Raw genomic sequence first — 25,062 nt, 5'->3', positions numbered from 1 at the left:
ACGCCGCCGGACGTTGCCCCGGGGTTCGTGATCAGCCGAACCTGGCGACGATCTCGCCGGTGCTGCGCGTCGCCGTCAACGAGCCCGCCGGGAACAACTCGGCCGCCTCCGCCCGCAGCGCGACCGCGGGCCCCGACTCGTACGCGGCGAGGGCGGCCCGGTCGGTGAAGGTGTACCGCATCTCCAGGCCCCCGTCCGCGAGCGACAACACCTCGGCCGACCGCGCCCCCGCCGCCACCACGGCCGCCGCGTGGCCATCGGTGACCCACTCCAGGTAGCTGTCGCGAACAGCCTCGTCGGTGAACTGGACCCGGACGGCGTAGATGACGGTCATGGGCGCCTTTCTACCGGACGAGCGTTAAGGTGGAGGTGCTGCCGTCACCGGATCCACCCGGTGACCCTGCCTCGATCGCGGTGGTTCCACCCGCGTCGACACGCCGCACCCCCTCCACGCGCCCAGCCATCTTGCTTCCGGGCGCGCCTCCCCGAACGGAGTGAACGCCATCCGCACCCACAGGATCACCAACGGCCCCGAGCGGGACATCCTCGAGAACATGCTCGACCACAACCGCCAGGCCCTGATCGACACCGCCCAAGGCCTCTCCGAGCCCAACGCCCGCCGCCGACTCGTCCCATCACTGACAACGCCCATCACCCTGCTCAAACACGCCGCGGCCGCCGAACGCATCTGGTTCCAACGCTTCTGGGCCGACCTCACCCCCGCCGACTGCGACGGCTACTCCGACCGAGACGAGCAAACCTTCACCGTCGGCCCCGAAGAGTCCCTGCCCGACGTGATCGCCGAGTTCGAACGCGCAGGCCGACGATCCCGCGAGATCGCCGCCCGCTTCACCCTCGACGACACCAAGCACAACCCCCGCGAAGGAACCGTCAGCATGCGCTGGACCCTCCTCGCCATGATCGAGGAGTTCGCCCGCCACGCGGGCCACGGCGACATCCTCCGCGAACAGATCGACCAGGACCCAACCTGAACCCCGGGTCCAGCGCTGGTGTCTTGTCCGGAGTTGTCGCTGATCGGGTGTCACCCCCAAGGCGAGCGTCGACCGGTGGTTGACACGCTGCGTGTCCGGGCGCTGGTGGTGGGGTGGTTCGGATCGCGCGAGGTGGCGCAGCGGGGCATGGTGGCACCACTGGAGCCTGCTCGGAGCGCGGGGGCAGGTCCTCCGGAGACGGTAGGGCGCTGGTAGGCCACGGGCATCTGGAGGTGTTGTGGCTCGGGGACTCGTGGTCGGCGACGGCTCGGCTGCTGTCGGGAGTGGACCAACCGGGCCGGCGCGGAGCGCAGGTCCCCCGCGCGCGGGGGTGACCGCCCCCGGAACGGGCGGTGCGGCGTGATGGCGGTCTCCGGCGCTTCCCTGCTGCGGACCGCGGCCTTCGCGGTCCTGTTCGCCGGGGCCATGGTCGTGGGCAGGCTCTCGGTGCTGGACGACACGAGCCTGAGCCTGGTGTGGCCCGCGGCCGGTGTCGCGGTGACCTGGTTCTGCGCCCCGCGCACCACCCGGAGCAGGTGGCCGGACATCGCGGCGCTGGCGCTGGTCACCTCCGTGGTCAACCTCGCCACCGGGGCCACCGCCGCCCAGACCGCGGTGTTCATCGTGTCGAACCTGCTGCAGGTGTGGGTGTTCCTCGCCCTGGTCCACCGCTGGCGCCCGACGCTGTGGGGCTGGGGGCCCGACGGCGGTCTGCGGACTCCCGGCGACCTGTGGGCGATGGTGCGCGCGGCGTACCTGGCCGCCGCCGCGGGCGCGGTGACCGGGTCGATCGGGATGTGGTCGCTCACGGGGAACTTCTCGTGGGTGATGATGGCCGTGTGGTCGTCGCGCAACTTCGCGGGCGTGCTCGTGGTTGGCGCGGTCGGTCTCTGCGCGGGCAGGCGGCTGTTCGCCCGCGGCGAGCCGAACCCCCGCACGCCCGCCACCTCCCGGCTGGTCGAGAAGGTCGCCGTGGTCCTGTGCACGGTCGTCGCCTACGTCGTCGGGTTCGGCATGGAGCACAGCCCGCCGATCGCCGCGCTCCTGGTCGCCCCGACGGTGTGGGCGGCGGCCCGGCTGTCCACCGACTTCGTGGCCGCGCACACCGCGGGGACCGCCACCCTGGTGGTCTTCTACACCCTGCGCGGGTACGGACCGTTCGCCCAGGTGGTCTCGTACCCGGAGCGGGCCATGGTGGTGCAGCTGTTCGTCGTCGTGCTGGCCGTCGTCGGCCTGGCGCTCGCGCTGGGGCGTGACGAGCGGGCCGCCCTGATGCGGGAACTGGCCGAGCAGCGCGACGAGGCCACGGGCCGGGCCGCGGTGAAGCGGGCGATCATCGACTCGATGGGCGACGGCCTCGCCGTGATCAACGCCGAGGGCCGGGTGACGTTGCGCAACCCCGCCGCGGAGCGGTTGCTCGGCGGGCGGCTCAGCCCCGACGACATCGTGGCCGACCCCGCCCACTACGGGATCTTCCACCCCGACGGCACCCCCTTCACCACCTCGGAGCTGCCCTACGTCCGGGCCGCCGCGGGCGAGGCGGTCGAGCCGATGGACGTCCTGGTCCGCAGCGAGGGTGCGCCACGCGGACGCCTCCTCAACGTCAGGACCACCGTGGTCCCCGACCGCCAGGGCGGTTTCAACGCCGTGCTCGTCTACCAGGACGTCACCGCGGAGCGCCGCCACCACGACGAGTTGGCCTCCTTCGCCGGGGTCGTCGCACACGACCTGCTCAACCCGCTCGCCTCGGTGCAGGGCTGGACCGACATCGCCGACGAGGCGCTGCGCGGTGCTCCCGACCTCCCCCTGCTCGCCCAGGTCCGCCAAGCCCACGAGCGGACCAGGCGCTCGAGCGCGCGGATGCGGAACCTGATCAACGACCTGCTCGCCTACACCACCGCCCGCGACGCCGCCATCGCGCCCATCGCGGTCGATCTCGCGAGCCTGGTCGAGGAGGTCGTGACGGCGCGGGTCGACGCCGCCGCGGCCGCGGGCAACGCCGTACCCCGGTTCCACGTCGGCGCGCTGCCCCCGGTGCGCGCCGACCTCGTCCTGGTCCGCCAACTGCTGGACAACCTCATCGGCAACGCCGTCAAGTACACCGCGCCGGGCACCGTCCCGGACCTGGACATCAGCGCGGCCCAGCACGGGGACCGCGTCCGGGTGACGATCGCCGACAACGGCATCGGCATCCCGCTGGGGCAGCACGAGGCCGTCTTCGACAACTTCCACCGCGCGCACCGCGAGAGCGGGTACTCCGGGACCGGACTGGGCCTGGCGATCTGCAAGCGCGTCGTCGAGCGCCACGGCGGCGTCATCACCGCCACCGACAACCCGGGCGGCGGCACGCGCTTCGCCTTCACCCTCCCCGCCGCGGAGCACGCTCCCGACGGTCGGTGACACCGCGTCCTGCCGTCGCTACCCACCTGGCCGGTGCGTGACGTGCCGCCCGGAGGTCGAGTGGTGGCTGCCCCCCGGTGCACTGGCGGTGGCGTCGACGACCGGGGGCGCGGTGCCGGGACCAAGGTCCCGCGGCGACGGTGCCGCTGGGTGGTGTCGGGCGGCCGGTGCGCGCGGGACCCTCGGGAGCGGAGTCCAGCACCGCCGAGGGAGCCACGCCATGACCAGCACCCTGCCCGGGTCCGCGTTCGTCCCGGACCTCGTCGCCCTGTTCGAGGCGTTCCCGTTCCTCGACCGGCACCTGCTGGCCGTCGAGGACTACCTGGCCGACGGCGTGTACGTGCTGCGCGCCGAGGTCCCCGGCGTCGACCCCGGCAGGCACATCAAGGTGTCCGTTCGCGCGGGCGTGCTCACCGTGGCCGCCGAGCGGGTGGTCGCCGGACGCGCAGGGGTGCGCAGCGACTTCCACTACGGGCTGTCGGCGCGCTCCATCACGCTGCCGAACGGCGCCGACATCGACGCCATCGAAGCAACCTGCGGCGACGGGATCCTGGTGCTCAGGATCCCGGTACGCGCCCACGTAGGCGGCGACCGGGTCACCGCCCTGTCCTGCGCCTGAGCGCACTCGGCCTGCCCGGGGAGGCGGTGGCCCTCTGGCAGGCGGAAGTGGCCCGGCTGGACTCGGTGGAGCAGGGCTTGTGCTTCGGGCGGCTGGACATGAGCGACGGCACGCGCGTCTACGTCGGCAGACTGGGTCTGTTCCGGGACGAGGACGCGGAGCCGCTGCTGGTGGACTGGCGCGTCCCGGTGGCCCGGGCGTTCTACGCCGCGACGGCGGCCGCTCCGCACGGTGTGCGGCGACGGCGGCACACCACCACGCGAGGCCGGACGGTCGTCGCGCTGAACGACGAGCTGCTGGACCTCGACGGTGCCGGTGACCGCGGTCTGGTCGGGGAGGCGGCGTTGCAGGCGGCGGTCACCGCGGAGCGGACCGGGCGCATGCACGACGTCGTGGCCACCCTGCAGGCCGAGCAGGACCGGATCATCCGGCACGGTTCCAGCGGGGTCCTGGTGGTGCAGGGTGGTCCTGGCACGGGCAAGACGGCCGTCGCGCTGCACCGGGTCGCGTACCTGCTGCACACCCGTCCGCACCTGCGCACCCGCCGGGTCCTGGTCGTGGGGCCCTGCCGGATCTTCCTCGACCACATCGGACAGGTCCTGCCGGGTCTCGGCGAGAACAGCGTGGTGACGGCCGCCGTCGCCGACCTGTGGCCGGGCGCCGCGGCCCGCCGGGCGCGGCGGTCCGAAGCCGAGGCGTTCAAGGGCCGGGCGGTCATGGCCGACCGGCTGGCGGCCGCGGTGCGGTCGCGGGTCCGGATACCGCACGACCCCGTCGAGGTCGAGTTCGAGCGGCAGGTGCTGCGGCTCGACCAGCGCACGTGCGGCCGTGCCGTGCGCGAGGCCAGGCGGACCGGGCTGCCGCACAACCAGGCCAGGCAGGCCTTCCAGCGGGAGATCGTGGACGTGCTCGCCCGGCGCCTGGTCGAGGACATGGAGGCGGTCGTGCTCACCGACTCCGGCGAGGCGATCGACGGCGGCAGCCAGGACGGCCGCCTCGGCGAGTCGGACCTGCGTGCGCCGGCCGCCGCGGGTGTCGTGCTCGGTCAGGACGACCACGATGGGCCGAGGACACTGCTGGACGAGACCGACCTGACCGGGCTGCGGGACTCGCTGCTCGCCGACACCGGCCTCCAGGCCGCACTCGACGGGGTGTGGCCGCCGCTGACCGCGGCGCAGGTGGTGTCGGACCTCGTCGGCGAGCCTGCCGGTGGCTGGAGCGCCGCGGACGTCCTGTTGCTGGACGAGGCCGCCGCGCTGGTCGGCCGGGGCGAGGCCGCCGCGGTGTTCGGGCACGTGGTCGTCGACGAGGCACAGGAACTGTCGGAGATGGCCTGGCGGATGCTGATGCGCCGGTGCCCCACCAGGTCGATGACCATCGTCGGGGACCTCACCCAGACCGGAGACCCGGCAGGCACCTCCTCCTGGGACCGCAGGCAGCTCGCCCGGCTCACCGTCAACCACCGCACACCGGCCGAGGTCATGGCCGCCACCGCCGACCTGCTCGCCGCCCACCACCCCGCGGCACCGCCGCCCCGGTCGGTCCGCTCGACCGGCGAGGTGCCGTGGCGTGTCCGCACGACCCGCGCCGACCTGCCCAGGGCCGTCGCCGACCTCGCCGCGACACACACCGGCGGCAGGCTGGCGATCATCGCCCCAAGTGTCCATAGAGGACTCCTGATCGCCGCGCTGTCCCTCCCGGCGCGACGGGACCTGACCGACGAGGTGGCACCGCAGGTCGTCGCGCGCTGGGCGGCATGCCCCGTCCCGCCGTCGTCGTCGTCTCGACCACAGCCCCGGCGGCGGGGCCGTGACCGGAAGGTCAGGGGTGGTTCGGGCCGCGCCCGCGGACATCAGCCGCTGCTCGGGTTGCGCGGTGTCAGCCTGCCCAGCCGTCTTGCCGGTCCGCGCGTTCGGCGTCGGTTTGCGCGGCTGCTCCCTGCGTCAACGCGGCGACCGCTTCGGCGAGTTCGCGTTGGACGTCGTCGGTGGCGCCCTGGGGGGCGTGCAGGCGGACGGCGACGCGGCTGCTGTCCACGGCGATCTCGTGCACGACGAACTCGCCGCCGAGGTCGTGGTCACCCGGGCTGCTCCAGCGGATGGTGCGGGTGGCCTCGTCGGTGCTGAACCGCGCCTCGCCCTGGACGTGGTGGCCGCCGACGTCCGCGGTGACCTCGACGTGCTCGCGGTCTGTCGGGTGGGCCTCGGACACCGCTGTCAGGAAGGCGGGCAGGTTCGCGGGGTTCGCGACGTACCGGAACAGCTGCTCGGCTGGAAGGTCCACCGGCGTTTCGTACTCGTGGCTGGTCATCGTGTGCTCCTGTCGTCCCCGCAGCCCTACCCCCTGGCCGCGGGCGCCAACCACGGCAGGCGGTTCGACCCGCGGTCGTGCGGGTAGTCGACGCGTGCTCAGCAGGCGACCGTCCTGTCGGAACAAGCGATGACCGGTGTCGGCGCCGGGGGAGGAGACCATGACAGGTATCCGGAACGAGTCCGGTGGCACCTCGCGTGTGCTCGACGAGGTCACCGGAGCCCTGGCCTCGCTGTCGGCCATGCTCGACGACGAGGACGGCGTCGACGTGTTCGTCCTGCACGTGTGCGAACAGGTGCTCACTGCCCTGCCCGATGTGGACGCCGCGAGCATCACCCTCGGTCAGGGGGGTTCCCACCGCACCGCCGCGTCCACCGGCGACGTCGCGGCCCGACTCGACGCGGTGCAGTACCGGGTCGGGAGCGGTCCTTGCCTCCAGGCCGCGGAAGAGGGGGTACTGGCCCGCTATTGCTCGTCCGAGGCCGCGACGCTGTGGCCGGAGCTGGGCAGGGCGGCGGTGGGGGCGGGGGTCAGCGGGTTCCTGTCCGCGCCGATCGTCGTCGGTGGCGGGCGGTCCGGCGGGATCAACTGCTACCGCGCGGACGGACGCGGTTTCACCGCGTTCGACGAACGCCGCCTCGACCTCTACGCGACGGCGGCCGAGGCGGTGCTCCGAGTGCACCACCGCCACGCCGACGCCCTGGCCACCATCGCGCGCCTGGGCACCGAACTCGCCTCCCAAGGGGTGGTGGACCGGGCCACCGGGATCGTCATGGCTACCCGGCGGCTGGGCGCCGACGAAGCACTCGTTCACCTGACCGAGCGGTCGCGAAGCGAGGGCATCGACCTGCACGAGCTCGCCGCACGGTTCGTGGCCGGGTGATCGGGCACGGTCAGGCGGGCCAGGTGCCGCATCTCGCACTGACACCACTTCCGCAGGCGTCGCTTCCGGTTTCCCGGTGAGGACGGCGCGACTGGATCCGGCGGCGGTGGGTAGCCGTCGAAGACGACCGGCCCCGGCACGGCCAAGCCGCACAGCGACGGGACGCCGGTCGGCTCCGACCAGCACGCGCTCGCCTGACAGGGATCGCTGCCGGACTGCCCACAGCCCGATGGGGTACCGCAACTGATGACCGCCGATGAGACCGATGGCGCCGCGGGGACGAGGAGCACTCGGCCCGAGGCGCCCGCCGAGGCCGCGAGCGACGCGCCCACCGGCAACCCCGCCCAGCCCCGCCCCGGACTGCCCGAGGGGATGGGAGATCTCGACCGCAGGGCGATCGACACCGGTCGTGCGCTGGCGATGGACGCGGTGCAGAAGGCGGGCAACGGCCACCCCGGCACCGCGATGAGCATGAGCCCCGCCGCCTACCTGCTGTTCCAGAAGTGGCTGCGCCACGACCCGGCCGACCCGAACTGGGTCGGTCGCGACCGCTTCGTCCTGTCGATGGGGCATTCCAGCCTCACCCTCTACATCCAGCTGTTCTTCTCCGGCTACGGTCTGGAACTGCCCGATCTGAAGGCGCTGCGCAGCTGGGGTTCCCGGACACCAGGGCACCCGGAGGTCAACCACACACCCGGTGTGGAGACCACGACCGGCCCGCTCGGCCAGGGCGTCGGCAACGCCGTCGGCATGGCGATGGCCGCTCGCCGCGAGCGCGGCCTGCTCGACCCCGACGCCGCCGGGGGTGAGAGCGTGTTCGACCACACGATCTGGGTGTTCGCCTCCGACGGCGACCTCCAGGAGGGCGTCAGCGGCGAGGCGTCGTCGCTGGCGGGCACCCAGGAGTTGGGGAACCTGGTCCTGGTCTACGACGCCAACCGGATCTCGATCGAGGACGACACCGACATCGCGTTCACCGAGGATGTGGGGGCGCGGTACCGGGCCTACGGCTGGCACGTGCAGCACGTCGACGACGGAGAGGACCTGGCGGCGCTCGACCGCGCGCTGGCCGCCGCCAAGGCCGAGGTGGGACGACCCTCGCTCGTCGTGCTGCGGACGATCATCGGCTGGCCCGCGCCGACCAAGCAGAACACCGGCGCCGCGCACGGATCGGCGCTGGGCGAGGACGAGGTCCGGGCGACCAAGCAGATCCTCGGTGTCGACCCCGACAAGACCTTCGAGGTCGCCCCGGAGGTGCTCGAGCACGTCCGACGAGTCGCCGGGCGCGGCGAGCAGGCGCGCGCCCGGTGGCAGCAGCGCTTCGACGTGTGGCGGGCGGGCAATCCCGGTGGCGCCGCGCTGCTGGAGCGGATGTCCACCCGGACGCTGCCGGACGGCTGGGCGCACGGCCTCCCGGTGTGGGACGCCGACCCGGAGGGCGTGGCCACGCGGAAGGCGTCCGGCGAGGTCCTCGCAGCCCTCTACCCGCTCCTGCCGGAGCTCTGGGGTGGTTCGGCCGACCTCGCGGAGAGCAACAACACCGCGGTCAAGGGGACAGCCTCGTTCCTGCCCGTCTCCCGGCAGACCACGATGTGGTCGGGCGGCCCGTACGGGCGCACGCTGCACTTCGGCGTCCGCGAGCACGCCATGGGCGCGATCATGAACGGCATCGCGGTGCACGGCGGAACCCGGGTGTACGGCGGCACGTTCCTCACCTTCTCCGACTACATGCGCGGTGCGGTCAGGCTGGCCGCGCTCATGCAGCTCCCGGTCACCTACGTGTGGACGCACGACTCCATCGGACTGGGCGAGGACGGCCCGACCCATCAACCGGTCGAGCACTACGCGGCACTGCGGGCCATCCCCGGTCTGGACTTCGTCCGCCCGGCCGACGCCAACGAGACCGCGGTCGCCTGGCGCACCATTCTCGAGCACAACGACCGTCCAGCCGGGCTCTCGCTGTCCCGGCAGAACTTGCCCGTCTTCGACCGCGCGGAGTTCGCTTCCGCCGAGGGAGTGGCCAAAGGCGGGTACGTGCTCGCCGAAGCCTCCAGCGGCACGCCCGAAGTCATCCTGGTGGGTACCGGTTCCGAGGTGCGGATCGCCATCGCCGCCCGCGAGGTGCTGGAGGCCGACGGCGTCGCGACGAGAGTGGTGTCACTGCCGTGCTGGGAGTGGTTCGCTGCCCAGGACCGGGCCTACCGGGAGCAGGTGCTGCCGCCCACGGTGCGCGCTCGGGTCAGCGTCGAGGCAGGCGTGTCCCTTGGTTGGCGTGAGTTCGTCGGCGACGCGGGCAGGATCGTCAGCCTGGACCACTACGGCGCCAGCGCGGCCCACACCGTGCTGTACGAGCAGTTCGGGCTCACCACCGACGCGGTCGTCGCCGCCGCGCGGGACAGCCTCACCGCCGCCGCGGCACCGCCGGTCGCCCCCATCGGCCCCGACAGCGTCGGCGTACTGCACACCCCCACCGGCGACCGCTGATCCGCCGCCCTCCCCACCCTCGAACTCGGAAGGCACTGCCATGGCACAGAACGACAACTTGGCCGAACTGTCAGCATCAGGAGTCGCGGTCTGGCTCGACGACCTGTCCCGCGATCTCCTCCGCAGCGGCGAACTCCAGTCGTTGGTCGAGGACCACTCCGTCGTGGGCGTCACCACGAACCCGACCATCTTCGCGGCCGCGATCAGCGCCTCGGACTCCTACGACGACCAGGTGCACGCGATGGCCGTGCGCTCGATCAGCGTCGGGGAGGCACTGCGCACCATCACCGCCGCCGACGTCCGCGACGCCTGCGACGTGCTCGCCCCGGTGGCGCGGCGCACCGGCCGCGACGGCCGGGTGTCGTTGGAGGTCTCGCCCGGGGTGGCGCACGACACCGACGCCACCGCCGCGGAGGCGGCTCACCTGTGGTGGCTGGTCGACCGGCCCAACCTGTTCATCAAGATCCCGGCGACGCAGGAGGGCCTGGCCGCGATCACCACGTCCACCGCACGGGGAATCAGCGTCAACGTCACGCTCGTCTTCAGCCTTGAGCGGTACCGGGCCGTCATGGACGCCTACCTGTCCGGCTTGGAGCAGCGCGTGCGGGACGGGGGATCGCTCGCCGGGATCGAGTCGGTGGCGTCGTTCTTCATCTCCCGTGTGGACACCGAGATCGACAGGCGCCTGGACGGGACCGGAGCGGACCCCTCCCTGAAGGGCAAGGCCGCGCTGGCGAACGCACGGCTGGCCTACCAGGCTTACGAGCAGGTGTTCTCCTCCGAGCGGTGGCGAGCGCTGCAAGCGCGGGGTGCCGCGACGCAACGCCCGCTGTGGGCCTCGACCGGCGTGAAGAACCAGGACTACCCCGACACCGCCTACGTCAGCGGCCTCATCGCGCCGGACACCGTGAACACCATGCCGAGGAACACCCTGGAGGCTTACGCCGACCACGGCAGCCCCGGCGAGCCGATCCAGAAGACCTACGACGAGGCGACGCGGGTCATGACGGCCGTGGCGAGGGCCGGTGTCGACCTCGACGACGTCTTCGCGGTCCTCGAGGACGAGGCCATCCAGAAGTTCGTCGACTCCTGGGACCAGCTCACCGAATCGGTCCGCTCGGAACTCGAGGACAAGGCTTGAGCGCGTCAGGCCCCGCAGGCCGACCGGCCGGAACCGCGGGAGGGGACCGCCGCACTGCTCGGTGACGCCGCCCACGCCCCGCACCGAGCGGGTCGAACCCGGTTGCCGGTGGCACGATCCCGGTCATCTCGACCATGCGCGTCTCGGCGTCCTCGACGTCGAACCCGCGACGCTCATGCGCCGCGGGGGAGGTGGCGGGAGCGGGTGGTCCCTACCTTCAGCCGGGTGGATGACGCGGAGCGGGGACTGCCCCGGGCGGTGGTGATCCTGGTCGCCGGTGCGGCTGGGATCGTTGTGGTGGCCGGGATGTCGCTGGCCGCGTGGTTGGTCGGACCGCTGCTGCTGGCGATGATGATCGTGGTCGCGGTGCGGCCGGTGTCGGAGTGGCTGCGCGCGCGGGGCTGGCCGTCGTGGGCGGCGACCAGCGTGCTGGTGCTGATCATCTACCTCGGGTTCGCCGCGATGGTGGCGGTGCTGGTGGTGTCCGCGGCCGGGGTGGCCGACCTGGTGCCCGGCTACGCCGACCGGGCGCAGGCGCTGCTCGACCGGGTCGGCACCCTGTTGTCCACAGTGGACATCAAGGACCCCGGCAAGCTGCTCGGCTGGCTCGGCTCGGCGCTCGACGTGCTGAGCGGGATCGTCTTCCTGCTCTCGGTCCTGCTCTTCCTCGGCATCGACGCCGCCACCGCCAGGGCCAGGCACGACATCGTCGCCGCCGACCGGCCGCGGGTCGCCGCCGCGCTGGTGTCCTTCGCGGGCGCCGTCCGCCGCTACCTGTGGGTGACGACCGTGTTCGGGTTCCTGGTCGCGGTGCTCGACGTGGTCGGGCTCGCGCTGCTCGGCATCCCCCTGCCGTTGCTGTGGGGAGTCCTGTCCTTCATCACGAACTACGTCCCCACCATCGGCTTCGTCCTCGGCGTCGCCCCACCCGCGGTCCTCGGCCTGCTGCAGGGCGGCTGGCCGCTGATGACCTGGGTCGTCGTCCTCTACTGCGTGATGAACTTCCTGCTCCAGTCGGTGATCCAACCCCGCTTCGTCGGCGACGCGGTCGGCCTGTCGGTGACCGCCACCTTCCTCTCCCTCATCCTCTGGGGCTGGGTACTGGGCCCACTGGGCGCCGTCCTGGCCATCCCGCTCACCCTGCTGGCAAAGGCCCTCCTGGTCGACGTCGACCCGCGCGCCCGCTGGGTCAACGCCCTGCTCGACGCCAAACCCGCGCGATAGCTACCCGGCCCGACGCCCGGCCGGCGGTGTCGTGCAGCAGCCGCCGTCCGACGAGACCGGCCTCGGTGGGTGCGAGCACCCACCGAGGCCGGAAACGTGAGGACTACGCCAGGCAGGTCGCGGTGGCGTAGCCGTTGGCGCCGCCCCCCTGGTCCCAGTACTTGACGACGCCGTTGAGCACCGTGCCCGGGACGCACGACCGGACACCGGTGGACTGCCGGTTGCGGGGGTAGCTGCTCGGGACGCCATTGATGTACCAGGTGACGCTGCCCAGCTCCGGGTCCCAGGACTGGATGTCGGAGTTGCAGAGGAAAGTGGCGCCTGGGTAGACCCAGCACGTCGCCGACGCGCCGGAAGCGGCGCTCGCGCTGGGGGCGGTGAACAGGGTGACCGCGGCGGCAGCGGTGACGAGCGCCAGCGCGCGGGCTAACGGGGTGCGGCTCATTCTGACCATCCTGTGAGGTACGAGTGTGCCGGGGAGCCCCGAACGCTACCGACGCCAAGAGCCCCAGCCATCAGCTGATCGGGCGACCTGATCACCCCACCTATCGGTCATCCATCCGGGGCCGGGTGTTGTGGACGACCGCGCGCCACCGCACCGATCCGGCGCCGGCCGCACCAGTGGCGGGACCGTCGTGGATCAGCCCGTCGTCTGCCGGAGGGGTTCGATGAGCGCGACCGCCCGTGCCTCGTCGCGGCTGTACGGGGTGCCGGTGTACTTGCGTGAGATCCGGTCGATGACCGCCCAGCCCGCGTCGCCGTCGAGCCACTCGACCACCCGGCCGCGGAGGGTGATCGGCTGGTACGGGTTGTCGGCCGGGGTCAGCGACAGCGCGAGGCGGGGATCGCGGCGCAGGTTGCGGGCCTTGCGGGTGCCCGGGCCGGTGAAGATCGCGACCAGGTCGCCGTGGGTGCCGATCCAGACCGGTGTGGAGTGCGGGGCGCCGTCGGGCAGGACGGTGGCCAGGTGGGCGGTCGGGGTGCCGTCGAGGACGCGGCGCACTTCGGGGGTGAGCACGGTGGTGGTCTCCTCAACGCTCGACGGTGTAGTGCAGGTGGGTGACGCCGGGGGCGGCGATGGTCTCGACGAGGCGGAGTCGCACGTGCTCGGGCAGGTCCTGGAAGAACGGCCTGCCTCCGCCCAGCAGCACCGGCACCTGGTGCAGCACGATCTCGTCGACCAGTCCGGCCCGCAGCGCCGCGGCGAGCACGCCGCCGCCCATGAGGCCGACGTCCCTGGTGCCCGCGGCCGCCCTGGCCGCGGCGATCGCGTCATCGACGCCGGTGGTCACGAGGGTCTGCCGGTCGCTGATCCCGGGTACGGGCCGGTGGCTCAGGACGAACAGCGGTGCGGTCGGGTGCGGACTGCCCCCGCCGAAACCGTCGGAGTCGTCGTAGGTGTGCCGACCCGCCACGACCGCCCCCACCCGGTCGGCAAGGGCGTCGAACAGCGGCGCACTGGCCGCGCTCAGCCGGAACCCGTCGAACACCCCGCTGGGGGTGTCGCCGTCGAAGTACCAGTCGAACAGCGCGGTCCCGTCGCCGAGGCCGCGCCCGGCGCCTGGACCGCGTCCGGTGATGTAGCCGTCGACGGAGACGGAGTGGCTGCTGATGACCTTGCCCATGACTGTCCTTTCGGGGTTCCTTGAGGAGACTCGAAAACGGTAGCAGGCCGAGTTCCCTGAGGGAACCCCGAGGGGTAGGCTGGTCGGGTGCAGCGCACCGACTTCAGCGCGATGGCCTGCTCGATCGCGCGCACCCTCGACGTCATCGGAGAGCCCTGGTCACCGCTGGTCCTGCGGGACGTGTGGGTCGGGCTCTCCCGGTTCGAGCAGATCCAGGCCGACCTGGGCATCTCCCGCAAGGTCCTCACCGAACGCCTCAACCACCTGGTCGAACACGGCGTCGTCGAGCGCAGGCCCTACGACCGCAGGCCCCGCTACGAGTACGTCCTGACCAGCAAGGGCGCCGAGCTGGTCGACCTGCTCATGGTCATGGCGGGGTGGGGGGACCGGTGGCGCGCCGACGAGGCGGGCCCCCCGACCCTCTACCGCCACCACGCCTGCGGGGAGATCAGCCGCGTCGACCTGCGGTGCGACCACTGCGGGAGCCCGATGCACGCCACCGACGTCGACGTCCTCCCCGGCCCCGGCGCTCGCCGCTCCTCACCTGGAACCGGCTGACCCCCGGCAGGCCGATCCCGCCGACTCGGCGGAAGTTCCGGGCCGGGTGTCCATCCGGCGGGGTCCCGTTCGTAGTGGGGTCGTCCGGTGATACTGCCGGGTGGGACAGGACGGTCGGATGAGGAGTGCTCTGGTGAAGTACATGCTGCTGATCAACGCGGGTTCGGTCGACGCGGGCGGTGGGGCCGCGGAGTGCACGGTCGAGGACTGGGTGGTCTACGACAAGGCGGTCAAGGACGCGGGGATCTTCGTGTCGGGGGAGTCGTTGGCCGACCTGGTCACCGCGACCGCCGTGCGGGTCGCCGCGGACGGGACGCGGGTGGTGACCGACGGGCCGTTCGCGGAGACGCGGGAGGTGCTGGGCGGGTTCTACGTCATCGACGTGCCGGACCTGGACGTGGCGCTGGACTGGGCCGCGCGCTGCCCCGGGGCGCTCGGCAGCGGTTCGGTGGTGGTCCGGCCGATCGCCGAGTTCTGAGGTGGCCGACGAACGGGCCACCGTGGCGGCCGTGTTCCGCGAGGAGCACGGCCGCCTGCTCGCCGCGCTCGCCCGCCGGTTCGGCGACCTGGACCTGGCCGAGGAAGCCGCGTCCGAGGCCGTCGAGGCCGCGCTCGCGCACTGGCCCGCGCACGGGGTGCCGCCCAACCCGGGCGCGTGGCTGATGACCACGGCCAGGCGCAAGGCGGTCGACCGGCTGCGCCGCGACCGGACCCACACCGCCCGGCTCGCGCAGTTGCGGGTCGAGGCCGAGCGCGCGGAGCCGCCCGCGCCCGAGGGCGGGCTGCCCGACGACCGGCTCCAGCTGTTCTTCACCTGCGCGCACCCGGCGCTGGCGGAGGAGGACCGCGGCGCGTTGACGCTGCGCTGCCTGGCCGGGTTGACCACGCCCGAGGTGGCGCGCGCGTACCTGGTGCCGGTGGAGACGATGGCGAAGCGGATCACCCGGGCCAAGCGCAAGATCCGCGACGCCCGCATCCCGTTCCGGGTGCCCGACGCGGACGAGCTGCCCGCGCGGCTGCCCGGGGTCCTGCAGGTGCTGTACTCGATCTTCACCGAGGGCTACGCCGCCAGCTCCGGTCCGCACCTGCAACGCCTCGACCTGGCCGAGGAGGCCATCCGGCTGATCACCGTCCTGGCAGGCCTGCTCTCCGATCGGGAGGTCATCGGTCTGCGCGCGCTGATGCTGCTGGTCCACGCCAGGCGAGCGGCACGGACCACCCCCGACGGCCTGCCGGTGCTGCTCGAGCACCAAGACCGCGGCGCCTGGGACCGCGCCATGATCGAGGAAGGACTCGCACTGCTGCCCCAGGCCCTGGCAGGCCCGCCCGGCCCTTACGGCGTCCAAGCCGCCATCGCCGCCCTGCACGACGAGGCGGCCGACATCACCACCACCGACTGGCCCCAGGTCGTCGCCCTCTACGACGTCCTCCACGTCCTCGTGCCGTCACCGGTCATCGCCGTGAACCGCGCCGCCGCCATAGCCATGCGCGACGGCCCCGCCGCCGGTCTGGCACTCCTCGACGACCTCGCCGACGACCCCCGCCTACGCCGCCACCACCCCTACCTGGCCGCGCGGGCCGACCTCCTGGCCCGCCTGGGACGCACCCCCGAGGCCATCGCCGCCTACCGACTCGCCCTTGACCACGCGGCCACCGAGCCCGACCGCGCGCTGTTCCAAGCTCGCCTGGACGCACTCAAGGACTGACGGCATGGCCTGGTGCCGGCCCCGACCGGCCCAGCAGACGCCACTGTCCGCGATCACACGCCGACGATCTCATCCTATTTGATGAACATCGACTCGCGATCGAGAAATGGGTGGCGGCTCTGACATAGTGGAATGAGGTGGAGAACAGGGCATTCGGAGGTTTCATGCGCAGCGAGGCAGTCGAGCGGGTCGAACTCATCTTCCGGCTCTTCGACGCGAACGGCAGCGGTCAACTCGACTCCGGGGACTTCGACCTCATGGCGCGGCGGGTCGTCGCGGCGGCGAGCGAGTCGGCGGAGGCCGACAAGGAGCGGATGGCCGGCGCTTTCCGGAAGTACTGGGAAACGCTGGAGGCTGAGCTGGACGCCGACCGCGACGGGCTGGTCTCGCTTGAGGAGTTCTCCGCGTGCACGCTGTCGCCGGAGCGGTTCGACGCGACGGTGGCGGAGTTCGCCGAGGCGTTGGGGGCCTTGGGCGACCCGGACGGGGACGGCCTGATCGAGCGGCCGGTGTTCGCCGAGCTGATGTCGGCCATCGGGTTCCGCACCGAGAACATCCACGCGCTGTTCGACGCGTTCGGCCCGTCGGAGGCCGACCGGATCCGGGTGGCCACCTGGGTCGAGGGCATCAAGGACTACTACCAGCCGGAGAAGGCGGGGATCGCGGGCGACCAGTTGGTCTCGCCGTCCGCCTGACCAGCCCCTGGCCCGCAGTCCGATGCTGATCCGATGTGGGGGAGTGCGGTGGACTCGGTAGTCGGACTCGCCGTGGGCCGGGGCACCGGTCCGGAGTTGGCGCGCGTGTTCGAGCGGACGCTCGACACTTTAGGCGAGGTGTGGGGAACCCGGTTCTCCGTGAGCCGCTCGCCCCGGCTCTACCATTCCTATTTCTCACTCAAGGGATTAGGCCCTGAGCAGATCAGGGAGTCAACCGAGGGCGACGCCGCACAGTACGAGCAGTTCTGCCGGACCCAAGCGTCGGCCGGGATCCAGGCGGTATTCCGGACCGCTATCAACGCCCAGTCGCTGTACCTGGTCCGGCAGCGGCTGCGGGCGGTGAAGGTCGACGTCATCGAGTCGACCGGTGCGACGCTGCTGCTGGTGCGCGACGAGGCGCAGGGGTTCTACACCGGGGAGAACACGCACTCGCCCGGCGCGGTGTCGCGCACGACGGAGTTCAGCCGGGACATCACCGACGAGGTCATCGCCTTCGCCGTGGACCGGGCGCGGCGGCAGTGGCCGGACACCGGGGCCGACCAGATCGTCATGGCCTACAAGTTCCACCTGCTCGACGGCGCCCTCGGCGAGTGGGTGGCCGAGAGCGCGGCCCGCCACGGCGTGGACATCGCCCTCGCGCAGCCGGACACGGTCAACCGCAACCTGATCGAACGCGGCCTCTCCCCGCGCATGATGATCATCGGCGGCAACGAGTGGGCCGATGTCATGCACCCGTTCCTGCTCGACCGCTTCGGCCGTGAACGGCAGGAGAACCGCTTCACCGAGAACGCGCACCTCGACCCCGCCGTGCGTGGACTGCTGGAGTACCAGACCGTCCACGGCTCGGCCGACGACATCGAGGGCCGCGACATCGTCAACCCCGTGGCGACCGTGCGCGCGACAGCGGCGATCGCGGAACGCCACGGCGGCTGCGCGGGTGCGATCGGGGCCATGGAGGACGCGATCACCGCCACCGTGGCGCAAGGAGTGTCCACACCGGACCTCGGCGGCGCCGACTCGACCACGTCGGTGCTGGACGCGCTGCTCAAGTGCGTCGAGTCCGCCCGATGAGCACGGCGCTGGTGGTGATCGACGTGCAGAACGACTTCTGCACCGGCCCGGCGGTCGCGGCCAAGTTCGACGGCGACACCACGGCGGTGGAGTCCGCCGCGGCGGGCGCGGCACGGGCCGTCGACGCGGCACGGGCCCACGACGTCGAGGTGGTCTTCGTCCGCTTCGAGGGCGACGCCGCGTACCAGGGCCCGAGCTGGCGGCAGCGTGACGCGGCGTCGGGGAAGCGGCCCAAGTGCGTCACCGGCTCGTGGGGCGCGGAGTTCCACAACCTCACCCCCGCCCCCGGCGAACGCGTCTTCACCAAGCGGGCCTGCTTCGACGCGTTCCTCAACCCGGAGTTCGCGGCCTCCATCGATGCCTTCGACCAGCTCGTGTTCGCAGGCCTCTACACCGACGTCTGCGTCGACTCCACCGCGCGAACGGCGTTCCAGAAGGGCTTGCACATCACGGTCCTGGCGGACTGCACCACCGCCCTGCGCCTGCCGAACGACACGATCCTGGGGTTCATGGCCGCTCTGTACGGCGCGCGTATCACCACCCTGGCCGAGGAGGAGGAGCTGTGGCGGGCGTCGAGCACGGTGTCGGCCTGACCGCGCTGATGGTCGCGGCGGGCCGGGCCATCGAGACCCACCGCCCCGACTCCCTCGCCCGCGACGAGTACGCCGAGCGCTTCGTCCGCGCCGCGAGCGCGTCAGCTGGGTGGCCGACCTCCATCGACGACGTCCCCGACGGCGACTCGAACCCGTTGTGGGGCCGCCTGTGCCGCTACTTCGGGTTGCGCACCAGGGTCCTCGACGACTTCCTGCTCGAGTCCACCCGCGCGGGCAGCCGCCAGGTCGTCCTGCTGGGCGCGGGCCTGGACTCCCGCGCCCTGCGCCTGGACTGGCCCCAGGGCTGCGTCGTCTACGAGATCGACCGCGCGGAAGTGCTCGCCTTCAAGGACACCGTCCTCGGCGCGGCCCCCGCCACCCGCCGATCCGTCCCCGCCGACCTGCGCGGCGACTGGGCCTCCGCCCTGCTGGCAGGCGGCTACCGCCCCACCGCCCCGAGCACCTGGCTGGCCGAGGGCATCCTGCTCTACCTCCCGGCCGCCGCCGAGCGGCACCTGATGTCCACAGTAGACTCACTCGCCGCGCCGGGCAGCGACCTCGCCTACGAGATCAAGCTGGGCCTCGGCTCGCCGCGAGCCCGCGCCAACCCGGTCTACACCGCCACCCGCGACCAGACCGGCATCGACCTGCTCGCCCTCTTCAACCCCGACCCCCGCCCCGACTCCGCCGCCCACCTCCACACCCGCGGCTGGTCCACCACCACCCGCACCCCCTTCGACTTCACCCACCACCACGGCCGCGGCCCCCACCCCGAACCCGACGACGCCCTGGCAGGCAACCGCTGGGTGTTCGCGACCAAACCCAGCACCACCTGACTGTTCGGCTCGAGGACTTCCGCGAGCCGACCGCGTGCTTCCCCCCTCGCCGCTGATGGAGGTCCGCGACGGTCGCCCGGGTTGGTCGGGTGCCGTGGTGGGGCGGACCGCGGCCGCTGGTCGGAAGAGAAATCCGACATGCCCTGGGATTCATCCGACTCGCCTGTCTACAGTGGACCATTGAATTCTCGTCAAGTCTTCGATTTGCGCATCATGCGAATTCTGTTCGCCTTGCCGTGCTCGGCGGGAATTCGCCTCGATTATCACATCGTCCGACGAGTTGTTAGACGGACGAGGAATCCGTCGGCTTCGTGCCGGATGGTGTGAAACCGGCAAAAATGTGGATGAGAGAACAGGTGCGGCTATCGCGGGATCGTGGTGTGAATAGCTAGCTTGGAACTTCCACAAGCGTGTAGAAGGGAGACGCCGGTGACCGGGTTGTCCGGCCGTGTCGCGTTGGTCACCGGTGCGGCGCGCGGGATCGGCGCCGCCATCGCGGAAGCGCTGGTCCGCGAAGGGGTTTCCGTTGCGGTGGTTGACATCGATGTCGATGGGCTCAAGGCGGTCGCGGACCGCACCGGTGGGGCGGCGGTGCCGTTCCCGGCCGATGTCACCGACCAGGACTCGTTGGCCCGCGTGGTGGACGAGGTCGAGCGCGACCTCGGTCCGCTCGACATCGGCGTGTCCGCGGCAGGCGTGCTGTGCGCGTCTTCCGTCGGTTCCACCCGGGCCGAGGACTGGGCGCGGACATTCGAGGTCAATTCGACCGGGGTGTTCTTCGTGCTGCGGGAAATTTCCCACCGCATGGTGCCGCGCGGGCGTGGTGTACTGATCACCATCGGCTCGAACGCGGCGGGTGTGCCGCGCACGGGGATGGCCGCCTACGCGGCCTCCAAGGCGGCCGCCACGATGCTCACCCGGTGCCTGGGTCTCGAACTCGCCGGATCCGGTGTTCGCTGCAATATCGTGTCCCCCGGCTCGACCGACACCGAGATGCAGCGCGCGCTCTGGACCGACGGCAACGGCCCGGAGCGCGTCATCGCGGGCGACCCGGCGCAATTCCGCGTCGGCATTCCGCTCAAGCGCATCGCCGATCCCGCCGACGTGGCCGACGCCGTGGTCTTCCTGGTGTCCGACCGCGCGCGGCACATCACCATGCAGAACCTCTACGTGGACGGCGGCGCAACCCTGTGCGCCTGATCGCCTGACCGTTCGGCGGTCCGGCCGCCTGCCGAACGAAACCGGCGAACGGGCGTCTCCCCGAGGCGCCCGGCCTGGCTCGAACCGCACGCGTGAAAGGAATCCCGGCGTGTCCCCAGCAGTTCTCGTGCGTCCCCGCCCTGTCCACCGAGGCGCGGATCTTCTGGCCGCCTACCTGCCCGGGTCGTTCTACTACACCTCGGCGCACGGCTCGCTGCTCGCCGATGGCGTGCACGCCTGTGTCGAGGCTGATGGCGGTGACCGCGCCCGGGCCGCGGCGGCGGCGCTGGCGGCAGCGGTCCGGGCGGGTCACGACGACCCCGTGGTGGTGGGTGCCATCGGCTTCCGCCAGGACGGCCCGGCCAGCCTGGTCGTGCCCGCTGTCGTGCGCCGGGCCTGCGCCCCCGCGGGCGACGGTCCCACCGCACCGGCGGCGGTACCCGCGTGGACGGTCGTGCCCCGACCGGAACCGGCGCGCTACGCCGACGCCGTGCGCCGCGCGCTGGAGCTGATCGACGGTGCCGAGCTGGACAAGGTCGTGCTGGGGCGGTGCCTCGACCTGCTCTCCGGCAGCCCCGTCGCGGTGCCCGCGCTGCTCGCCAGGCTGGTGCGCGCCGACCCCGCCGCGCACGCCTTCGCCGTCGACGTCAGCGCGCCCGGCGATCCGGCCCCGCGCACCCTGGTCGGCGCCAGCCCCGAGCTGCTGGTCTCGCGGCGCGGCACCGAGGTGGTCGCCAACCCGCTGGCCGGGTCGGCGCCGCGGGTGGCCGACGAGGCGCGCGACCGCGGTCGCCGGGCCGCGCTGCTGGCCTCGGCCAAGGACCGGGCCGAGCACGCGCACGTCGCGGCCGAGGTCGCGCGGGTGCTCGGCCGGTTCTGCCGAGAGCTGCACGTGCCCGCCGAGCCCACCGTGATCGGCACGCCGACCATGTGGCACCTCTCGACCCGGATCACCGGCCGGATCGCCGACCCCGCCACCTCGGCGCTGGCGCTGGCGGAGGCGCTGCACCCCACGCCCGCGGTGTGCGGGGTGCCCGTGGACCGCGCGCGCGACGCGATCGCCGACCTGGAGCCGCTCGACCGCGGCTACTTCACCGGGCTGGTGGGGTGGACCGACCGGCACGGCGACGGTGAGTGGGTGGTCACCATCCGCTGCGCGGAGGTCTGCGACGCGGCGGTGCGCCTGTTCGCGGGCGCCGGGATCGTCGCGGGCTCGGACCCGGACGCGGAGTTGGCCGAGACCGGGGCGAAGTTCCGCACCCTGCTGCGGGCGCTCGGCGCGCGGGAGCGGTGATGGCCCTCGAGCACACCCCGTGGCCCCGGGACGTCGCGGCCCGCTACCGCGCCGCGGGCCACTGGCGCGGGCAGAGCCTCGGCGCGCTGCTCACCGCGCTGGCCGAGGCGCACGCGACCCGCACCGCCGTGGTGGGGGAGCGCGACGGGGTCACCAGCCGCTGGGACTACGCCGAGCTCGACCAGCGCGCCCACCGGATCGCGGCAGGCCTGGCCGAGTCCGGGATCCGCGCGGGCGAGCGGGTGGTCGTGCAGGTGCCGAACGTGCCCGAGTTCGTCCCGGTGCTGTTCGGGCTGTGGCGCCTCGGCGCCTGGCCGGTGTTCGCACTGCCCGCCCACCGGCGCACCGAGCTGCGGCACTTCGCCGAGCAGAGCGGGGCCACCGCGATCCTCACCGTCGACACCCACGAGCGCCACGACCACGCGGCCCTCGCGCGCGCCGTGGCCGCGGACGTGCCCTCGGTGCGCCAGGTGCACGTGGTCGGGTCGAGCGAGTTCGACGAGCTGTCCGCGACGGCGCCGCGCGAGCTGCCCGACCCCGACCCGTCCGGTGTGGCGTTCCTGCAGCTCTCCGGCGGCAGCACCGGGCTGCCGAAGCTGATCCCGCGCACCCACGACGACTACCTCTACAGCGTCCGCGAGAGTGCCCGCATCTGCGCGCTGCGCCCGGACAGCGTGTACCTGGCCGCCCTGCCCGCCGCGCACAACTACCCGTTGAGCTCGCCCGGTGTCCTCGGCGCCCTGCACGTGGGGGCCAAGGTCGTGCTCTGCCCGCGCCCGGACGCCGACACCGCGTTCCGGCTCATCGACCGCGAGGGCGTGACGATCACCGGGGTCGTACCGCCGCTGGCCGCCTCGTGGGTGCAGGCGGCCGCCCGCACCGAGCACGACCTGTCCACCCTCGAGGTCCTGCTCGTCGGCGGGGCCAAGTGCGGCCGCGAGCTGGCCGAGCGGATCGGGCCCGCGCTGGGTGTGCGGTTGCAGCAGGTGTTCGGCATGGCCGAGGGGCTGGTCTGCTACACCCGCCTCGACGACCTGGACGACCTCGTGCTGGGCACCCAGGGACGCCCGATCTCCCCGGACGACGAGGTGCGCGTGGTCGACCCGGAGAACCCGTTGGCGGGCTCGGACGACCTGGTGCCGCCGGGGGAGACCGGGGCGCTGCTGACCCGCGGCCCCTACACGATCCGCGGCTACCACCGCGCGCCCGAGCACAACGCCCTGGCGTTCACCCCGGACGGCTTCTACCGCACCGGGGACCTGGTGCGGCGCGGCCCCACCGGGCACCTGGAGGTCGTCGGCCGGGCCAAGGAGCAGATCAACCGGGGCGGGGAGAAGGTCGCCGCGGAGGAGGTCGAGGACCACCTGATGGCCCACCCCGACGTGCTCGACGCCGCGGTGGTCGCGGTGCCCGACGAGTACCTCGGTGAGCGGACCTGCGCCTACGTCGTGCCCGTGGCGGGCTCCGCGCCAACCGGACCCGCGCTGCGCCGGTTCGTCCGCGAGCGCGGCGTCGCCGCGTTCAAGGTGCCCGACCTGGTGCAGGTCGTCGCGGAGTTCCCGGTGACCGGTGTCGGCAAGACCAGCAAACGCGAACTGCGGGCGGCCCTGGCCGCCCTCGTGAGGAAGGCGTGACCGTGTCCCTACCCAAGATCGCCCCCTACCGGCTGCCCACGGCGGCCGACCTGCCCGCGGGCCGGGTCGACTGGCGGCCTGACCCGGCCCGGGCGGCGCTGTTGGTGCACGACGCGCAGCGCTACTTCCTCGCTCCGTTCGCGGGTGCGCCCATCCCGCGGGTGGTCGCCAACATCGCGGCGCTGCTCGACGCGGCGCGGGAGGCGGGGGTGCCGGTGTTCTACACAGCCCAGCCGGGCCGCCAGAGCGCCGAGGACCGCGGCCTGCTCACCGAGTTCTGGGGCCAGGGCATCGGCGCGGTCATCGATGACGACCCGCGCGCCGCGGACGTCGTCGCCGAACTCGCCCCGAGGCCCGGCGACACGGTGCTGGACAAGTGGCGCTACAGTGCGTTCCAGCGCACCCCGCTGATCGACCTGCTCGCCGCCGCGCGCCGCGACCAGTTGCTGATCACCGGGGTCTACGCCCACATCGGCTGCCAGGCCACCGCGGTGGAGGCGTTCATGGCCGACGTGCGGCCGTTGCTGGTCTGCGACGCCGTGGCCGACTTCTCCCGCGAGCACCACGACCGGGCGTGCGCCTACGTCGCGCAGTGCTGCGGCACCGTGACCACCACCGCCGACGCGCTGGCCGCCCTGGTCTCGGCGGGGGTCCGGCGATGACCGCCCCGGAGCCGGGCCACGCGCTGACCGCGGACCGCCTGCGGGCCGACATCGCCGAGGTCCTCGGCTGCGCGCCGCACGAGGTGACCCCGGACGCCGACCTGCTCGACCTGGGCCTGGACTCCATGCGCACCATGGCCCTGGTCGAGCGCTGGCGGGCGGCGGGCGCGCCCGGGGTGGAGTTCGCCGACCTGGCCGAGGAGCCCCGGCTGGACCGCTGGACCCGCCTCGTCGCCGGGGTGGACTCGTGACCCGGGTCGACCACCGCCACCGCCACCGCGAGCGGATCGCCGAGGTCCTGGCGGGCACCACGGCGGAGAAGGTGGGCTACCCGATCCGCGTGCGCGCCGCGCTGGTGGTGCGCAAGGCCATGGTCGGGTCCGGTCTGCTGCGGGTCACCCTCGGCGGCGCCGGGACCGCCGGGTTCGAAGCGCACGCGCCCGATGAGCACGTGAAGGTGCTGTTCCCGGACCCGGACGGCGCGCTGCGCCTGCCGGAGCCCGCCGGGGACGTGCTGCGGTGGCCCGATCCGTCGCCGACTTCCCGCGAGTACACGGTGCGCCGCTACGACCCGGCCACCGGCGAACTCGACCTCGACGTCGCCCTGCACGCGGGCGGGCTCGGCAGCGACTGGGCGCGCGCGGTCGAACCCGGCGCGGTGGTGCACGTGGTGGGCCCGCCCGGCGGGGTGATCGTCCCGCACCGCTACGACCGCTACCTGATCGCGGGCGACCTGACCGCGCTGCCCGCCATCGCCCGCAGGCTCGAGGAACTGCCCCGCACCGCGCGCGGCTGGGCGTTCATCGAGGTCGCGGACGCGGGCGAGCACATCGACCTGCGCAACCCCGAGGGCGTGCGGGTGCGCTGGCTGCACCGCGACGGCGCCGAGCCCGGCGGCCCGGGTCCGCTCGCCCGCGCCGTGCGGGAGGTCCGCGTGCCCGGCGGTGAGCGGCTCTACGCCTGGATCGCGGGCGAGGCGGGTGCGATCAGGCCGCTGCGCCGCTGGGTCCGCGACGAACTGGGCCTGGACCGGACCGACCACGACATCACCGGCTACTGGAAACGAGGCGTCGCCGACTTCGACGAACACGACCACGAGTGATCCGGTCGCTCG

General features: G+C 72.8%; 25 protein-coding genes. 21 read left to right on the top strand and 4 right to left on the bottom strand.

What is annotated here, in order from left to right:
- Positions 1 to 31: 31 nt before the first annotated feature.
- Complete coding sequence (locus tag BMY07_RS04040) at positions 32 to 334, bottom strand: DUF4286 family protein (protein WP_092775076.1); 303 nt, start codon at positions 332 to 334, stop codon at positions 32 to 34.
- 169 nt (positions 335 to 503) lie between these two features.
- On the opposite strand from BMY07_RS04040, the gene BMY07_RS04035 reads away from it, so the two are divergent.
- From BMY07_RS04035 to BMY07_RS03995, 8 genes are all read left to right on the top strand, one after another.
- The gene (locus tag BMY07_RS04035; RefSeq protein WP_092775436.1) at positions 504 to 992 is read left to right on the top strand and encodes a DinB family protein; all 489 of its coding nucleotides are present in this window, start codon (positions 504 to 506) and stop codon (positions 990 to 992) included.
- Between the two features lie 363 nt (positions 993 to 1,355).
- Positions 1,356 to 3,392, top strand: coding sequence for an ATP-binding protein (locus BMY07_RS04030; RefSeq protein WP_092775075.1), 2,037 nt, complete (start codon positions 1,356 to 1,358; stop codon positions 3,390 to 3,392).
- A 220-nt stretch (positions 3,393 to 3,612) separates the two neighbouring features.
- Positions 3,613 to 4,011, top strand: coding sequence for an Hsp20/alpha crystallin family protein (locus BMY07_RS04025; protein ID WP_092775074.1), 399 nt, complete (start codon positions 3,613 to 3,615; stop codon positions 4,009 to 4,011).
- A gap of 26 nt (positions 4,012 to 4,037) precedes the next feature.
- Positions 4,038 to 6,137, top strand: coding sequence for a HelD family protein (locus BMY07_RS04020; RefSeq protein WP_245782190.1), 2,100 nt, complete (start codon positions 4,038 to 4,040; stop codon positions 6,135 to 6,137).
- A gap of 344 nt (positions 6,138 to 6,481) precedes the next feature.
- Positions 6,482 to 7,204 carry a GAF and ANTAR domain-containing protein gene (locus BMY07_RS04010; protein ID WP_092775072.1) on the top strand — a complete coding sequence of 241 codons (723 nt, stop codon included), beginning with the start codon at positions 6,482 to 6,484 and terminating at the stop codon, positions 7,202 to 7,204.
- Positions 7,205 to 7,576: 372 nt separating this feature from the next.
- Positions 7,577 to 9,688, top strand: coding sequence for a transketolase (gene tkt, locus BMY07_RS04005; RefSeq protein WP_092775434.1), 2,112 nt, complete (start codon positions 7,577 to 7,579; stop codon positions 9,686 to 9,688).
- A 40-nt stretch (positions 9,689 to 9,728) separates the two neighbouring features.
- Positions 9,729 to 10,829, top strand: coding sequence for a transaldolase (gene tal / locus BMY07_RS04000; RefSeq protein ID WP_092775071.1), 1,101 nt, complete (start codon positions 9,729 to 9,731; stop codon positions 10,827 to 10,829).
- Positions 10,830 to 11,054: 225 nt separating this feature from the next.
- Complete coding sequence (locus BMY07_RS03995; RefSeq protein WP_245782189.1) at positions 11,055 to 12,053, top strand: AI-2E family transporter; 999 nt, start codon at positions 11,055 to 11,057, stop codon at positions 12,051 to 12,053.
- Between the two features lie 103 nt (positions 12,054 to 12,156).
- Here BMY07_RS03995 and BMY07_RS03990 read toward each other — a convergent pair whose 3' ends face one another.
- From BMY07_RS03990 to BMY07_RS03980, 3 genes are all read right to left on the bottom strand, one after another.
- Positions 12,157 to 12,498, bottom strand: a complete 342-nt coding sequence (locus BMY07_RS03990) for a hypothetical protein (protein ID WP_092775070.1) — start codon at positions 12,496 to 12,498, stop codon at positions 12,157 to 12,159.
- A gap of 195 nt (positions 12,499 to 12,693) precedes the next feature.
- On the bottom strand, positions 12,694 to 13,071 hold the full coding sequence (locus BMY07_RS03985; RefSeq protein WP_092775069.1) for a PPOX class F420-dependent oxidoreductase: 378 nt from the start codon (positions 13,069 to 13,071) through the stop codon (positions 12,694 to 12,696).
- A gap of 13 nt (positions 13,072 to 13,084) precedes the next feature.
- On the bottom strand, positions 13,085 to 13,678 hold the full coding sequence (locus BMY07_RS03980; protein ID WP_092775068.1) for a dihydrofolate reductase family protein: 594 nt from the start codon (positions 13,676 to 13,678) through the stop codon (positions 13,085 to 13,087).
- Between the two features lie 87 nt (positions 13,679 to 13,765).
- On the opposite strand from BMY07_RS03980, the gene BMY07_RS03975 reads away from it, so the two are divergent.
- The 13 genes from BMY07_RS03975 (at position 13,766) to BMY07_RS03915 (ending at position 25,050) form a co-directional block, all read left to right on the top strand.
- A complete protein-coding gene (locus BMY07_RS03975) occupies positions 13,766 to 14,236 on the top strand; it encodes a winged helix-turn-helix transcriptional regulator (protein ID WP_092775067.1) in 471 nt (156 codons plus the stop codon).
- A 133-nt stretch (positions 14,237 to 14,369) separates the two neighbouring features.
- On the top strand, positions 14,370 to 14,714 hold the full coding sequence (locus BMY07_RS03970; RefSeq protein ID WP_092775066.1) for a YciI family protein: 345 nt from the start codon (positions 14,370 to 14,372) through the stop codon (positions 14,712 to 14,714).
- Position 14,715: 1 nt separating this feature from the next.
- Positions 14,716 to 15,942 (top strand): RNA polymerase sigma factor, encoded by a 1,227-nt coding sequence (locus BMY07_RS03965; protein ID WP_092775065.1) that lies wholly within the window; start codon positions 14,716 to 14,718, stop codon positions 15,940 to 15,942.
- A gap of 164 nt (positions 15,943 to 16,106) precedes the next feature.
- Positions 16,107 to 16,637 carry an EF-hand domain-containing protein gene (locus BMY07_RS03960; RefSeq protein WP_092775064.1) on the top strand — a complete coding sequence of 177 codons (531 nt, stop codon included), beginning with the start codon at positions 16,107 to 16,109 and terminating at the stop codon, positions 16,635 to 16,637.
- Positions 16,638 to 16,685: 48 nt separating this feature from the next.
- The gene (locus BMY07_RS03955; protein WP_092775063.1) at positions 16,686 to 17,729 is read left to right on the top strand and encodes an isocitrate/isopropylmalate family dehydrogenase; all 1,044 of its coding nucleotides are present in this window, start codon (positions 16,686 to 16,688) and stop codon (positions 17,727 to 17,729) included.
- Positions 17,726 to 18,322, top strand: coding sequence for a cysteine hydrolase family protein (locus BMY07_RS03950; RefSeq protein ID WP_092775062.1), 597 nt, complete (start codon positions 17,726 to 17,728; stop codon positions 18,320 to 18,322). Before BMY07_RS03955 ends, BMY07_RS03950 begins: the two co-directional genes overlap by 4 nt.
- On the top strand, positions 18,292 to 19,158 hold the full coding sequence (locus BMY07_RS03945; RefSeq protein WP_245782188.1) for an SAM-dependent methyltransferase: 867 nt from the start codon (positions 18,292 to 18,294) through the stop codon (positions 19,156 to 19,158). The genes BMY07_RS03950 and BMY07_RS03945 overlap by 31 nt, the downstream gene beginning before the upstream one ends.
- A 429-nt stretch (positions 19,159 to 19,587) precedes the next feature.
- Entirely contained in the window at positions 19,588 to 20,358 is a 771-nt protein-coding gene (locus BMY07_RS03940) for a 2,3-dihydro-2,3-dihydroxybenzoate dehydrogenase (protein ID WP_092775061.1), read from the top strand.
- 109 nt (positions 20,359 to 20,467) lie between these two features.
- Positions 20,468 to 21,652 (top strand): isochorismate synthase, encoded by a 1,185-nt coding sequence (locus tag BMY07_RS03935; RefSeq protein WP_092775060.1) that lies wholly within the window; start codon positions 20,468 to 20,470, stop codon positions 21,650 to 21,652.
- Positions 21,652 to 23,286: a (2,3-dihydroxybenzoyl)adenylate synthase gene (locus tag BMY07_RS03930; protein ID WP_092775059.1), complete on the top strand. Its 1,635-nt coding sequence runs from the start codon at positions 21,652 to 21,654 to the stop codon at positions 23,284 to 23,286. Before BMY07_RS03935 ends, BMY07_RS03930 begins: the two co-directional genes overlap by 1 nt.
- Complete coding sequence (locus BMY07_RS03925) at positions 23,283 to 23,948, top strand: isochorismatase family protein (protein WP_092775058.1); 666 nt, start codon at positions 23,283 to 23,285, stop codon at positions 23,946 to 23,948. The genes BMY07_RS03930 and BMY07_RS03925 overlap by 4 nt, the downstream gene beginning before the upstream one ends.
- Entirely contained in the window at positions 23,945 to 24,199 is a 255-nt protein-coding gene (locus BMY07_RS03920; RefSeq protein ID WP_092775057.1) for a phosphopantetheine-binding protein, read from the top strand. Before BMY07_RS03925 ends, BMY07_RS03920 begins: the two co-directional genes overlap by 4 nt.
- A complete protein-coding gene (locus BMY07_RS03915) occupies positions 24,196 to 25,050 on the top strand; it encodes a siderophore-interacting protein (protein ID WP_092775056.1) in 855 nt (284 codons plus the stop codon). The genes BMY07_RS03920 and BMY07_RS03915 overlap by 4 nt, the downstream gene beginning before the upstream one ends.
- The last annotated feature ends 12 nt before the right edge of the window (positions 25,051 to 25,062 follow it).

It is taken from the genome of Actinokineospora terrae (assembly GCF_900111175.1).
Classification (GTDB): domain Bacteria; phylum Actinomycetota; class Actinomycetes; order Mycobacteriales; family Pseudonocardiaceae; genus Actinokineospora; species Actinokineospora terrae.
The sequence above is the reverse complement of the archived record's forward strand: the minus strand, read 5'-3'. Positions and strand labels throughout refer to the sequence as shown.